The 12,572-nt window shown below is 38.7% G+C and carries 14 protein-coding genes and 1 tRNA gene; 11 read left to right on the top strand and 4 right to left on the bottom strand.

Translation table 11 applies throughout. The annotated features are described in order from the left end of the window. Positions 1–132 precede the first annotated feature (132 nt). Positions 133–1,032: a WYL domain-containing protein gene (locus H7A25_09285; protein MCP5500082.1), complete on the bottom strand. Its 900-nt coding sequence runs from the start codon at positions 1,030–1,032 to the stop codon at positions 133–135. Positions 1,033–1,331: 299 nt separating this feature from the next. Here H7A25_09285 and H7A25_09280 point away from each other — a divergent pair, with 299 nt between their 5' ends. After that, positions 1,332–2,153: a hypothetical protein gene (locus tag H7A25_09280; protein MCP5500081.1), complete on the top strand. Its 822-nt coding sequence runs from the start codon at positions 1,332–1,334 to the stop codon at positions 2,151–2,153. Between the two features lie 239 nt (positions 2,154–2,392). On the opposite strand, the gene H7A25_09275 is transcribed toward H7A25_09280, so the two are convergent. Continuing rightward, on the bottom strand, positions 2,393–2,869 hold the full coding sequence (locus H7A25_09275) for a hypothetical protein (GenBank protein MCP5500080.1): 477 nt from the start codon (positions 2,867–2,869) through the stop codon (positions 2,393–2,395). 291 nt (positions 2,870–3,160) lie between these two features. On the opposite strand from H7A25_09275, the gene H7A25_09270 reads away from it, so the two are divergent. The 10 genes from H7A25_09270 (at position 3,161) to H7A25_09225 (ending at position 11,636) form a co-directional block, all read left to right on the top strand. Continuing rightward, complete coding sequence (locus H7A25_09270; protein ID MCP5500079.1) at positions 3,161–3,868, top strand: Crp/Fnr family transcriptional regulator; 708 nt, start codon at positions 3,161–3,163, stop codon at positions 3,866–3,868. A gap of 179 nt (positions 3,869–4,047) precedes the next feature. Further along, on the top strand, positions 4,048–5,520 hold the full coding sequence (ccoN, locus tag H7A25_09265) for a cytochrome-c oxidase, cbb3-type subunit I (GenBank protein MCP5500078.1): 1,473 nt from the start codon (positions 4,048–4,050) through the stop codon (positions 5,518–5,520). Positions 5,521–5,531: 11 nt separating this feature from the next. Continuing rightward, positions 5,532–6,215, top strand: coding sequence for a cbb3-type cytochrome c oxidase subunit II (locus H7A25_09260; GenBank protein ID MCP5500077.1), 684 nt, complete (start codon positions 5,532–5,534; stop codon positions 6,213–6,215). A gap of 11 nt (positions 6,216–6,226) precedes the next feature. Then, positions 6,227–6,376, top strand: coding sequence for a cbb3-type cytochrome c oxidase subunit 3 (locus H7A25_09255; GenBank protein MCP5500076.1), 150 nt, complete (start codon positions 6,227–6,229; stop codon positions 6,374–6,376). 1 nt (position 6,377) lies between these two features. After that, on the top strand, positions 6,378–6,920 hold the full coding sequence (locus H7A25_09250) for a c-type cytochrome (GenBank protein MCP5500075.1): 543 nt from the start codon (positions 6,378–6,380) through the stop codon (positions 6,918–6,920). A gap of 100 nt (positions 6,921–7,020) precedes the next feature. Then, on the top strand, positions 7,021–8,352 hold the full coding sequence (gene ccoG, locus H7A25_09245) for a cytochrome c oxidase accessory protein CcoG (protein MCP5500074.1): 1,332 nt from the start codon (positions 7,021–7,023) through the stop codon (positions 8,350–8,352). Continuing rightward, positions 8,352–8,861, top strand: coding sequence for a FixH family protein (locus tag H7A25_09240; protein MCP5500073.1), 510 nt, complete (start codon positions 8,352–8,354; stop codon positions 8,859–8,861). The genes ccoG and H7A25_09240 overlap by 1 nt, the downstream gene beginning before the upstream one ends. A 3-nt stretch (positions 8,862–8,864) precedes the next feature. Further along, on the top strand, positions 8,865–11,330 hold the full coding sequence (locus H7A25_09235; GenBank protein ID MCP5500072.1) for a heavy metal translocating P-type ATPase: 2,466 nt from the start codon (positions 8,865–8,867) through the stop codon (positions 11,328–11,330). Continuing rightward, a complete protein-coding gene (gene ccoS, locus H7A25_09230; protein ID MCP5500071.1) occupies positions 11,327–11,485 on the top strand; it encodes a cbb3-type cytochrome oxidase assembly protein CcoS in 159 nt (52 codons plus the stop codon). The genes H7A25_09235 and ccoS overlap by 4 nt, the downstream gene beginning before the upstream one ends. 78 nt (positions 11,486–11,563) lie before the next feature. Further along, positions 11,564–11,636, top strand: a tRNA-Asn gene (locus tag H7A25_09225). Positions 11,637–11,655: 19 nt separating this feature from the next. On the opposite strand, the gene H7A25_09220 is transcribed toward H7A25_09225, so the two are convergent. Further along, complete coding sequence (locus H7A25_09220; GenBank protein ID MCP5500070.1) at positions 11,656–12,129, bottom strand: flavin reductase; 474 nt, start codon at positions 12,127–12,129, stop codon at positions 11,656–11,658. Next, positions 12,126–12,539 carry a hemerythrin family protein gene (locus H7A25_09215; protein ID MCP5500069.1) on the bottom strand — a complete coding sequence of 138 codons (414 nt, stop codon included), beginning with the start codon at positions 12,537–12,539 and terminating at the stop codon, positions 12,126–12,128. The genes H7A25_09220 and H7A25_09215 overlap by 4 nt, the downstream gene beginning before the upstream one ends. Positions 12,540–12,572: the final 33 nt, after the last annotated feature.

The following is a 12,572-nucleotide window of genomic DNA, read 5'->3' as shown; positions in this document are numbered from 1 at the left end:
TCCATCCCTCACCCCTCATCCCTAATCCCTAAATCCCCCGTACAAAGCTTCGCCCGGTCAGTCACATAGGGCTTCTTTTTATAGGTTCAGTTTATCACAAAAAGTAAAAAAGGCTAAGTACGAAAAATGTTCTTAGTCTCTTTTTTTATTCAAAGAAAGGGCTTTTTCCAATTTTTTTCGGTATTCTTCTCTCCAATCTTCCGGTTCAAGGATTTCAACATACTCCAGAAAATTGGAAATAGCATCAAATAGCTCGGATGAATGATTTGCTTTAAGTTGAATAATCACTGAGCCATCTGCTTCTTCCTGTAGAGACTGGCTCTTGTGAAAAAATTCTTTTATCGTTTGTGCTTTAAACTCAGGCAAAAACCGTAGTTTTACATCCCGGATTTCTCCACCGATATAACCTCCGAGACTATATTCAAATTTACTCATAATCTCTTCATCAGTCAAGGGTGAAAATCTATCTTCATACACTAACTCAACCCGGTCGATAGAGGTAAAAAATAAAATCTTTAACTTTTCATCTTTCTTATCCCGAACATACAGAATCAGCTTTCGGCCCCGATAAAGAATCTTATACACATAAACTTGTTTGGGTTCAGCGTTTATCCGGTTATATTTCGTATAAAGAAACTTAACAGATATATTGTGATTTTTCGAATATTCTAATAAGACCAGATTCAGTAAGGAGCGAGATTGAAATTGAAAGGTCAGGGGTTCAAAAATATAATCCAGGGCATTCTCATTCACAAGGCTTAGGTATTTCAGAAAAAGGGAAGAAGCGATAGAATAGTCTTTTCTGTAGTCCTGGCTCACACGATAGCCTGAACCTCTCATGGATTCAAAGTAATTTTCCGGGAGGAAGTTTTTTACTTTGGCAATACTATCTTTTATAAATTTTTCATCCAATTCCGGTTCTTCCGGAAATAACTGAGAATATGCCTCAGATAGAGCTCCGGAACTTATAAAATCTTCGGATTGAAGCAAGAGTGCTGCTATTTCCAGATACTTTTCAGGGTTATGTGCCATTATACTATAATGACACAATAAACATATATCTACAAAAAAGCAAGCCTGATTTTTATTGTTAAAATCGGGCCAGAGTAGTAAACACCTCCCTCTTTCCTTATAAGTTGTGGGTTAAGGGAAGGACGCACCTATAGTGGCAGAAAAAAATCCCGTAACTTTTTTTTCCTTTCGTCCCAGAGGCTTTACCAATCATCCCTAATTTATTGAATACTAATTTAAGATATGCTAAGCTAAAATCATCAACAGGGAAGTTTAGAACCTGTAGAAAAATTTAAAAAATTTAAATCGGAGAAAAGAAAATGAAAACTCTCAAATTGAAACTTCTAAGCCTTCTTGCTTTTGGATTATTTTTTGCAGGTTCACTCTCTGCCGGAACCATTTATGTCTTCGTACATGGAAAATCAGACAAAAACCATAACGGAACCGGTACAACAGATGTAAATAGTTACTGGGGTACCTCTGCCAATACAGTGAGCGGAACTAAGTATTTCGTAGGTTATGACGGAACCACAGACCCCCGCACCTATGGAACTGCCAGAGCCCAGACCAACCTTACAACCGTAATGAATCAAAGATGTAAAGGAACCGACACCTGTAAAATCATCTGTCACAGTGCCGGCTGCTACGCAACCGAATACTGGTTAGATAAATTAGGTGGTAGTGCTGCGAGCAAAGGTTACAAAATTTCCGGAGTTACCGCTCTTGCTGCTGCGTCCGGTGGTTCAGAACTCGCCAGTGCACTAAATGGTATAACTTTTGGCTATGCCGGTAATGCAATGGATAAAGCTTTGATTGTAAATACAGCTCGCTCTTCCTTTGACCATAATGATACTGCCGGTGTAACCGTTTCTCATGTTCCGGGTTATAAAGGAATGGCAGGTGCTTCCGCTATCCTTCCGGGAGAAGACGACTATGCAGTAGCTTACCACTCTTCCTGTGGATACAATACTGCCGGTGGTTTAAGTGTATGCCAGAGTTCTCTGACTCAATACGAAGGTGTATGGCCTTTTGGTTCTAATAAAACCTACAAACAATTTACCGGACATACAAGAGCTCCTTCTGTGGGTTCTGCCGGTCTTTATGAAAACCACAGCGAACTCACCAACGATGGTTGGAGATAAGATTCGCTTAAGCGATAAAAAAAAGGTGAAGCCAAAAAGCTTCACCTTTTTTATGTACGGAGGTATCCACTCAAATTCCCTTTACTCCCGATTTATACTTCAACTTCACTCAGCACCGGTAGTCAGTAAGCTTTACCTCCGGAAAAAACTTACAGCGTGTCTTAAAACAGGTTTATCTATTAATGAAAAGCAAGCTGCAAGAGCCTGTAGCTTCATTTTCAGACAGGCTCTTATGCTGATTAATATCTTTTTAAGCTATTGGCAATACCGTTAAGTGCCGATTCCCACTTTTTCCAACCGGGTCCGAGTAGAGAAATTACCATAACAGGACGTTTTGCCTGCAAAATAGCAACACTCCATTCTACAGGAGTTCCTTCTGTCACACCGGTACCTTCTTCTTCAATAGCTTTCATACCATTCACAGTAACCTTGGAAGACTTTGTAGTTTTTTTGTTCTTTAAAACTTTGTTCAATATAGTATTCACCTCGGAACGAGTTGCATCTATATTCCCCTTCTTCGAAACATGAAACATGATGAAAATAGATTCATCCGGAGAATAAATTTCGAGGTTATCCTCATCACCGGATACTTTCCAATTATTCGGAACGGATAATTTTATCCTGGCCTTATCATCCTTATATTCCTTTGCAGAAACATTCAGAGCAAAAAGAAATAAAAGAAAAAGGGTAGAGATAAATTTTAAGCTTTTTTTCATGTATAAACCACTCCTTCATACAGAAGGATTCCTTATTGTAATTTCATATAGAGTAATTCAAACATTCTTTTTTTACCAGCTCTTTTTATAGGTGGTATCAGAGCTTCTACTACTTTCATCATAAAAAAAATGAAACTTTCTGTAAGAAAATCGCATTTCTATTCGTATATTAAACTGAAGGAAATGTATCTTTTCTCTGCTTGACAATAAAAACTATCAAAATATGATATTAGTCACCTTTTTTTATTGTAATTAAAAGCAAGCTAAAAAAAGTTACAAAGGGAGTCTGCCATGAATAAGTTTTCTGACTGTAACGAATGCGGAGTTCGCAACAAGACCAATTTTAATCATTTACACTCCAATTTTTTAAATGAATTGAGTTGTCATAAGCAAGCTGTTTTCTTTAAAAAAGGTGAATCGGTTTTCCAGAGAGGAGATGATGTTAAGGGTTTCTTCTGTATCAACCAGGGTTCTATCAGAACCTTTATAGTTTCAAGCCTCGGGAAAGAACAATCTTTTAATATCTGTTATCCCGGTGACTGGGTAGGTTATAGGGATACTATCATCGGTGACATTTACAATCATTCAGCGGTCTGTCTCGAAGACGTCTATGCCTGTTTTGTTTCTAAGTCCAAAGTTGAAGAATTTATCCAGAGAGACAGCGACTTCCAGCACGAAATACTTAAAGACATGGCAAAAAACTGGAGGGATTCCGAAAATCAGGCGTATTCTCTCGGAACCAAGCAGATTCACAGCAAACTTGCCGAACTTTTAATTGCCTTTTATAATTCCAGTGAAATCTCACCCGAAATCGAACTAAAAATCACACGCGAAGTCATGGCCAGCATGATTGGTACTACCACAGAGTCAGTTATCCGGGCTCTTTCCGATTTTAAAGTACGAAACTGGATTTCTCTCGAAAAGAATAAAATTGTCATACAGGACTATAACGCTATTTTTGCCATGTCCGAAATCTATAAACACGAATTACGATATTAAGTATAGAACACTCCCTTATTCCTAATTTATTAGCAGGGACTTTTTCCCCTGCTTTTATATAAATCCACAAACTGAGAAAAATCACAGCTATTTTTACGAACCTTTCTATAGAATTCTTTTGCATTTTTTAGTCTCTGTAAAAATGTTGAAAGTAAATTCCAATAGGAAAGGTAATTTGAATGAGCACATCATCTAATGAAAAAACGGGGCAAGCGGCTTCTGTAGAGATTGTGCCAGAGGTCACAGAAAAGTATAACAATTTTATTGTTAAGGCTTTTATCATTTCTGCACTTATTTGGGGTGTGGCCTCCATGACAATCGGGGTCTGGATAGCGTTCCAGCTTGTTTTTCCAAGCTTGAATATTACCCAGTACTTTAGTTTTGGAAGACTCAGGCCTCTCCATACTAATGCTGCAATTTTCGGTTTTGCGCTAAGTTCTGTTTTTGCTACTGCTTATCATGCTTCGCAAAGGCTACTTAGAACAAGAATCTGGAGTGATAAATTAGCAACACTTCATCTGGTTCTTTATAACATAACCATAGTTCTTGCGGCGCTTACTCTCCCTCTCGGTAAATCCCAGGCGAAAGAGTATGCAGAATTAGAATGGCCTCTTGATTTGTTAATAGTTGTATGGTACCTAGTTTTCTTTGTTAACTTTCTTGCTACTATCTTCACGCGAAAAGAAAAACAAATGTATGCAGCCATCTGGTTCTACATTGCATCCTTTGTAACAGTTCCTATTCTTTTTGTAGTAAACAATATAGCAATACCCACAGGATTATTAAAATCCTATTCTGTTTACTCCGGGGTTTTCGATGCGAATATCCAATGGTGGTACGGGCATAATGCAGTAGCTTTCGTATTAACTACTCCCTTTTTAGGTTTGATGTATTACTATCTTCCTAAAATCATTAAACAGCCTATATATAGCCATAAACTATCGATCATTCACTTCTGGAGTTTAATTTTCATCTATATCTGGGCAGGTCCTCACCATTTACTTTATTCACCCATTCCGGATTGGCTTCAAACTACCGGTATGGTGTTTAGCGTTATGCTCTGGATGCCTTCCTGGGGAGGAATGCTGAATGGTTTCTTGACCCTGACTCAGGCAAAAGATCCAATAAAGACAAATGCAACTCTTAAGATGCTCCTCGTAGGGATTACCTTCTACGGAATGTCAACTTTTGAGGGACCCTTACTTTCGATTCGCTCTATTTCTGCCTTAGGCCATGATACAGACTGGATTATCGGCCACGTGCATGGTGGAACGCTGGGCTGGGTTGGATTCATGTCTTCCGCAGCGATTTACTACCTGGTACCGAGAATGTGGAATACAAACCTCTGGTCAGAAAAACTGGCAAACATCCACTTCTGGATTGGAACCCTCGGAATTCTTGCTTACATTATCTCCATGTGGGTTTCCGGCATTACAGAAGGGGTTATGTGGAGAACTATCGATGCAGAAGGTATTCTGAAGTACAAAAACTGGGTAGAAATTACAGGAGAACTTTTCCCTTACAGGTTAGTTCGGGCTTTAGGTGGAACTATGTATCTAACCGGATTTATCTTAATGGTATTCAACCTTGTTAAAACCATTCAAACCGCTGGTTCTGGTTTTAAAGAAGAAGACCTGAGAGTGAAGGTATAAGGAGAACGGAAATGTTAGATAAATTATTGGATTGGTTTTCAAATGTTGTAGACACCTGGGATACCCAGGGCGTTAAATTTACCATCTATACTACAATAGCAGTTCTGATAGGAGGAATCTTCGAGGTAATCCCTCCTTTTTTCCTCACGAAAACGGTTACTCCTATTTCAGCGGTAAAACCTTACACTCCGCTCGAACTGGCAGGTAGAGATGTTTATATGGAAGAAGGATGTAACAACTGTCATACACAGATGATTCGTCCTTTTAAATGGGAAGTAGACCGTTTTGACCCGACTAAAGCTTATGGAAAAGCAGGCTATTCAAAAGCCGGAGAGTATGTTTATGAACATCCTTTCCTCTGGGGTTCCAAAAGAACCGGTCCGGATCTTTCTCACGAATCACAGATTCAGCCTTCTTCTCAATGGCATAAAGACCACTTGATAGATCCGAGAAAAACTTCTCCGGGTTCTGTAATGCCGGCATACCCTCATCTATTTGAATCTGATAACCTTGTAGATTCAGGTACAATTAAAAGCAATATGCGGGGGCTTTTAGTTGTGGGTGTACCTTATACTGAGTCCGATATGAATTCTGTTGAAAATGCTGTAAAGGGTAAGACAAAAGGGGATGCTCTGATTGCTTATCTATTACGCTTAGGAAAAGACGTAGCCGAGTTTGAAAAGGCCAATAAATAAGAGAGAAAAAGATGGAACACTTTGACTTACTCCTGATTTATAAATCTCTGCGATTACCAATTCTGGTAATCGCTATCGGCTATATCATATTTTACGTTTACAGTAAAAAAAGAAGAACTCAGATTGAAGAACCCAAATACAGGATGTTAGAGGAGGATTAATATGAATGATCCAAATAAGGAGTTTGACGGGATTCAGCAGGCAGAGAATAAACTTCCCCCATGGTGGACTTACACTTTTTTAGCCTGTGTTATCTTTGCGGTAATCTATAGTATCTATTTCCACGGCTTTGATAACAATTGGTCGACAGAAAAAATGTATTCAGCCGATGTAGCAGCCTACGAAAAGAAATTCCCAACAAAAGAAGAAATAAAATCTCTTCCGAATGGCGAAAACCCTCTCAGGGGAAAACAAGAAGCCATTGCAAAAGGAGAGAAAGAATTCAAATCTATTTGTGCAGCCTGTCACGGTCAGGACGCCAAAGGAGTTGTAGGGCCAAGTCTTGTTGACAATGAGTGGTTACACGGAGATTATGATGGAGCTATCTTCAATGTAATCATGAAAGGTGTAAATCCACCCAATACCAAGTTAAACAAAGGACCTATGCCCGCCCACGAAGCCAGTCTTGGCCCTGAAAAAATTTACCAGATTATGGCCTGGATTGCTTCTAATAATCAGAGCTTAAAAAAAGAAAAAGATAAATAATTTCTTACTACTTAGCCCGGAGGTTTCTCCGGGCAAAACGGGCCGGGATTTTTTAGAAATAAATAGAATTAGAACAGTTTTATAAATCGGAGGTTTGATAATGGTTATCTCCAGACATATGCCCGGTAAACTTCGGAATGCAAGGTACTTAGTTGAACTTATACTTGCATTCATTTACTTTGGAATTCCCTGGATGACATTCAATGGGCATCCCCTGATGCGATTGGATATTCCCGCCAGAAAATTTCATCTTTTAGGAAACATGTACATTCCCCAGGAAGGATATTTCTTACATTTATTCCTGGCTGTAATGGGCCTATCCCTTTTCTTTTTTACTTCCCTGATAGGAAGGGTCTGGTGTGGTTGGGCCTGTCCTCAAACAGTTTTTACAGACTTTTTTGATGTAATCGGAAGACTCATTCTGGGAAAGAAATACGGAAAGAAGGATGCCCCTCTAATCCAAACCATACTTTTACATGTAATATGGATCGTCTTTTCACTGGTTTCCGGTTTTCACTTTGTAGCTTATTTTGCAGAGCCTTCGGAAATGTTAAACGAAATTCTCAGCTTTAAAATTTCTCCTGATGCCTATTACCCTTATGCAATAGGTTTTTTTGCAGGTTTGCTGTATCTTGACATGAGTTTTGTCCGGGAACAGTTCTGTAAATTTGCCTGTCCGTATGCAAGATTCCAGACAGTTATGATGGATGCAGATACTTTTAATGTGACCTATGACTACAAAAGAGGTGAACCCAGAAGACAGAAAAAAGTGAAAATAGGTGATTGTACCGCCTGTAATATGTGTCTTGTAGTATGTCCTACAGGAGTGGATATACGGGAAGGCTTAAATGTGGGTTGTATTGCCTGCGCCAAATGTGTGGATGCCTGTACCGTTCAGATGGGAAAAGAAGGGAAAAAATCACTGATTAATTATGATTCGCTCGGAAGAATTGAATCCAATAAAAAAGTTCGCTGGTTTCGCCCAAGAACTATACTTTACGGAATTCTCCTTTTAGCAGTATCCATTTTTTCCGTTATACTGATTTACAAACGAATCCCCATGTATGTAAGGGCTCTCCCGGATCGTAAAATTTTACCTATGGTAATCCCGGGACACCTCGTCCGAAATTTTTATGAAGTTCGCCTGATTAACATCAGCTATGTGGATAGGAAACTGAGCTTTGAGTTAGATTCCCCCTCAACCGGAAAGTCTGTAAACCTTCGGGTAGGTACTGAGGAATCGGGGCTATTACTTAAGGCCAATTCCGAACAGGTCATTCGCTTAATTGTAGAAGCTGAGAATATTCCCAAATCTCAAAAATCTAGTAAAACCTATCATGTAAATTTAAGGATATTTGATCCCAAAGATACTTCTTTTATTAAGAAAGTCAAATTACCTTTAAATCTACCCGATGATCCGGAGTTAAACTAATGGCGAAAATGCACTCCAGTTTAAAAATGGCCTTTTCTTTAATAGGTCTTCTCTTCCTCGGTCTTTTCATTGCAACTTATTACACCTTCAAAATTGCAGGAAATGGACATGAAGGGATTGTGGACAAAGCTTACTATGAAAAAGGTCTAAATTACGAAAAAGAAATTAAGCAGAAAAGTGAGCTTAAAAAACTTGGTTACAGGTTAGATTCTAAAGTTCTGCAAAAAGAAGAATCCCTCTATATTGGTGAAAATACCTTAAATGTTAATTTTAATCGGGACGGACAGGCAGTAGAAAAGGCAAAACTTTCCTGGACTCTTGAAAGAGGAGCCACCAACCGATATAATACATCCTCAACCTTTACCGAAAAGGAAAAGGGAAATTATACCTCTCAGCTAAATATTCCTGCCGGCGGGCAATGGATTCTGAATATTAAAGCAGAGGTAGAGGGTAAAGAAATGGTTGAATCACTCTTTTTTTATGCGGATAAGAAAAGCCTGAGCCAATAAAATATGCAGGAAGATTGCTTTCATTGTCAGAACCCGGTTCCTGAAAAAGAGAGGGTTCTGGCAAGCATCAATGGTAAAGAAGAAGTATTTTGTTGCCATGGTTGCAAAACTGTAGCAGAGCTTTTAATCGATACCGGAAAAGCAGATTTCTATAAACTTCGGGGAAGTTCTAACCTCGAACCGGTTCAGCTTAAAGACTTCTATACTGAAGAAAGCCTGAATAGCGAATTTACTTATACAGAATATGTCAGCGGTTCCGATGAAACCAACCGGGAAGTATTTGTAAATATTACCAACATACACTGTTCAGCCTGTGTCTGGTTAAACGAAAAAGTACTCATTGAAACAGAGGGAATCAAGAAAGTACGGATTAATTTTGCTTCTTCTCGTGCCCATATTGTCTGGGATGATTCGAAACTCAAACTCTACGATATTTTTTACAAAATCCAGTCCATAGGCTATAAACCGCTACTTTACTCTCCACATAAGAAAGGAAATGCCAACACTGTCCAGTCTCGTGACCTTTTCCTGCGCATGGCAATAGCCGGTTTTTCCTTCGGAAATATCATGCTTTTCAGCACCTCTCTATATGCCGGTTACTTCAGTGGAATCGAGATGGAGTTTAAAAAGCTTCTTCATTATATCTCCTGGATTTTTGCAACTCCTGCCTTTTTCTATTCGGGAATTCCTTTTTTAAGAGGAGCTTTTTATGGCTTAAAGAATCGCAGCCTGAATATGGACAGTCTTCTTGCCTTCGGAGTTTCCCTTGCCTATTTCTATAGTGCCTATGCAACAGTTACCCAAAAAGGAGAAGTATACTTTGATTCGGTTTGCATGATATACTTTTTCATCTTACTCGGAAAATACCTCGAAGCCCTCGCCCGGAATAAAGCAGCCGAAAAGATACAGCTTCTTCTCAGTAAACTACCGGAAACAGTTAAAGTTCTTAAAGATGGAGAAGAGAAAGAGATTTTATCGAGAGAGGTAAAGGAAAAGGATATTCTATTTATAGCACCGGGAGAAAGAGTCGCGGTGGATGGAATCCTTCTGGACGGAGAAGCTTTTATGGACGAGTCCTTTATGACCGGGGAATCCAGACCGGTTCATAAAAAAAAGGGAGACAAACTTCTTTCCGGTTCTATCTGTCTGAACAGGGCCATTACTCTCGAAGCGAGTAGCTCTTATGCCAATTCCAGCTTATCCCACCTTCAGACTCTCATCGAAACTGCTATGTTAGAGAAGCCTTCTATACAAAGAATTACAGACAGGCTTGCTTCTAAATTTATTACTATTGTATTTCTCATTGCCATCATTACTTTCGTCGCCTGGCTTTTCTATACAGGAAACTTTGAAAAAGCCATGGTCACTACTGTTTCCGTATTAATCGTTGCCTGTCCCTGTGCTCTCGGTCTTTCGGTTCCGATTAGCCTTGTCATGTCCCATCAGGTTTTCACAGAAAAAGGAATCATTTTGAAGAATCCGGATGTTCTGGAGTTTTTATCGAAAGCCTCTCATATTCTTTTTGATAAGACCGGAACCCTTACCGAAGGAAAAATGCAGGTAAGGGAAGAAAGTTTGAACTATACACATAAATCTTTATTATTTCAATTTATTTACCTCTTAGAATCCTCCTCTACCCACCCTATAGCAAAAGCACTCACAGCCTATATTCAAAGAGAGGGCCTCTTGAAATCAGAAATGAATAAACAGAGTGACCTTGTTTTCCTCGAAGAGAGCGGAAGTGGAGGAGTAAAAGGAAGTATAAAATGGGAAGAGAGTTTTTACGATATTTCTCTGGGCACAAAAGAATTTGTTATTTCTTCTCTAAAAGACCCCTCAACATTTCAAGAACTGAAGGTAGAAACGGCTGCCTCCCTGGTATATATTTCTCTCAATGGAGAATATATAGGAGGATTCATTCTAACGGACACTTTGAAACCGGAAGCTGAAGCAGAAATTCAGCGCCTACAGTCTAAAAACTTAAAACTTTCGATTCTCTCAGGGGATATAGAAGCCAGTGTTTGCTCTATAGCCGAAATATTAGGAATAAGCTCCCATATCTCAGGAATGAAGCCGGAAGATAAACTTGAATTTTTAGAAAAATTGCAGAAAGATAAGCAAATTGTGATTATGGTTGGAGATGGAATTAATGATGCGGGCTGTCTCGCAAAAGCCAATGTGGGTATCACAATGGAAGTAGCTTCTGATATTTCCATAGATAAATCGGATATTATTCTTTTACACAATCATCTGCGGGGAGTCTTCCTATCCATTGCCTTTTCTTCTATCAGTAACAGGGTCATTAAACAAAATATTGGCATTTCCCTATTATATAATTTTATCATGTTGCCCCTGGCTGCCTTCGGTTTCATGGCACCGGTTTTTTGTGCCTTATTTATGACCCTGAGTTCTTTAAGCGTGCTTTTAAATTCATTTTTATTAAAATATAGAGCAAGGAGGATACAATGAATGCTCTCTACCTGACGATCCCGATGGCGATGATTATCGCGTTTGCTGCGTTTATAGTTTTTATAATCGCTTTTAAGAAAGGCCAGTTCGAAGATATGGAAGGCCCCAAGTATAGAATGCTTTTTGATGAAGAGGATGAGTTTAAAAAAAATTGATAAGGCAAAAGGAATAAATCCGAAAAAGACTTTACAAAAAAAGTAAGTTCAAAACAATAGTGAGAAAGCGAAGGACAATCCCCTTTAGCTCAGCAGGTAGAGCAAATGACTGTTAATCATTGGGTCGCTGGTTCGAGCCCAGCAGGGGGAGCAAACTTCGCTTTTTTTATTTAGTCTGCACTGTGTCTGTAAGCCCCCACTACCAGACCTGTAAACATACAATAATCCATTAAATAATTCAACTTAGCATTACCCACAACCTGACACTCGTATGATACTTCCGCTTCCTGCAAAATAGGCGTTTTTAAATGCTTAGATTCCATAAGCGGAATGGAAAACTCCTTAACCTTATCTATATCTTTTCCTGAAAAGTTCCCACAGGGATAAATATATTCAGAAAGACGGGGTCCCCTCGAAATGGTGAATTCTTTTATCCCGGAAAGAAGGAGTTCGGTAGTGTAACGTTTTGGAGAAATATATATAGACAAACAGGGGTCGCCCAATAGAATTCCGAGGGTTTTATAGGTTAAAGTCATGATATTAACTTTACCTTCCTGTGAACGAGTACACAGAAGTACATCCTCTTTTAAAAGTTTATTAACATCCTCCAGGAAAGGGATTTCCACTCTTTCCATTAATTTCATAAACTCTCTTTTAGTCTTTGTTTTATATAATTTCCAATTTTTTTATCGTGGATAAGAATATGATCTACCAGCCATGAAAAAAGAAATTCTGTTAACTTTATAGATGGAACGGAATGCCCCTGAATTAAGTCTATTGTCGATTCATGTACTCTTTTTATGAATTCTTCATGCTCTTCTTTATGAGCTTCATATTCCGGAAAACCCACTTCCTGCATAATTTTCTCTTCATCTACAAAATGGGTTTTTGTATAGTAAATCAGTGATTTTAAGACATCTACAATGATTCTTCTGGCTTTTCCGGATTCAGTGGCTTCTACCAGTTCAGAAGTAAGCTCCACCAGTTTTCTATGTTGCTTATCTATCCTTTCGATACCGGTTTCGTATCGTTTTTCCCATCTTATTTTTTCCATACTCTATCATAGTAAATATCTTTAGTAAAAATA

Source organism: Leptospiraceae bacterium (genome assembly GCA_024233835.1).
Classification (GTDB): domain Bacteria; phylum Spirochaetota; class Leptospiria; order Leptospirales; family Leptospiraceae; genus JACKPC01.
This window is presented reverse-complemented; position numbering and strand designations above follow the sequence as displayed.

Bases quoted from the DNA above. Each gene is read 5' to 3' on its own strand.
- H7A25_09255 (MCP5500076.1), top strand. From the start codon at position 6,227: ATGGAACACTTTGACTTACTCCTGATTTATAAATCTCTGCGATTACCA.
- H7A25_09285 (MCP5500082.1), bottom strand. From the start codon at position 1,032: ATGGCACATAACCCTGAAAAGTATCTGGAAATAGCAGCACTCTTGCTT.
- H7A25_09215 (MCP5500069.1), bottom strand. From the start codon at position 12,539: ATGGAAAAAATAAGATGGGAAAAACGATACGAAACCGGTATCGAAAGG.
- H7A25_09280 (MCP5500081.1), top strand. From the start codon at position 1,332: ATGAAAACTCTCAAATTGAAACTTCTAAGCCTTCTTGCTTTTGGATTA.
- H7A25_09240 (MCP5500073.1), top strand. From the start codon at position 8,352: ATGGCGAAAATGCACTCCAGTTTAAAAATGGCCTTTTCTTTAATAGGT.
- H7A25_09250 (MCP5500075.1), top strand. From the start codon at position 6,378: ATGAATGATCCAAATAAGGAGTTTGACGGGATTCAGCAGGCAGAGAAT.
- H7A25_09260 (MCP5500077.1), top strand. From the start codon at position 5,532: ATGTTAGATAAATTATTGGATTGGTTTTCAAATGTTGTAGACACCTGG.
- ccoN (MCP5500078.1), top strand. From the start codon at position 4,048: ATGAGCACATCATCTAATGAAAAAACGGGGCAAGCGGCTTCTGTAGAG.
- H7A25_09270 (MCP5500079.1), top strand. From the start codon at position 3,161: ATGAATAAGTTTTCTGACTGTAACGAATGCGGAGTTCGCAACAAGACC.
- ccoS (MCP5500071.1), top strand. From the start codon at position 11,327: ATGAATGCTCTCTACCTGACGATCCCGATGGCGATGATTATCGCGTTT.
- H7A25_09275 (MCP5500080.1), bottom strand. From the start codon at position 2,869: ATGAAAAAAAGCTTAAAATTTATCTCTACCCTTTTTCTTTTATTTCTT.
- H7A25_09235 (MCP5500072.1), top strand. From the start codon at position 8,865: ATGCAGGAAGATTGCTTTCATTGTCAGAACCCGGTTCCTGAAAAAGAG.
- H7A25_09220 (MCP5500070.1), bottom strand. From the start codon at position 12,129: ATGAAATTAATGGAAAGAGTGGAAATCCCTTTCCTGGAGGATGTTAAT.
- ccoG (MCP5500074.1), top strand. From the start codon at position 7,021: ATGGTTATCTCCAGACATATGCCCGGTAAACTTCGGAATGCAAGGTAC.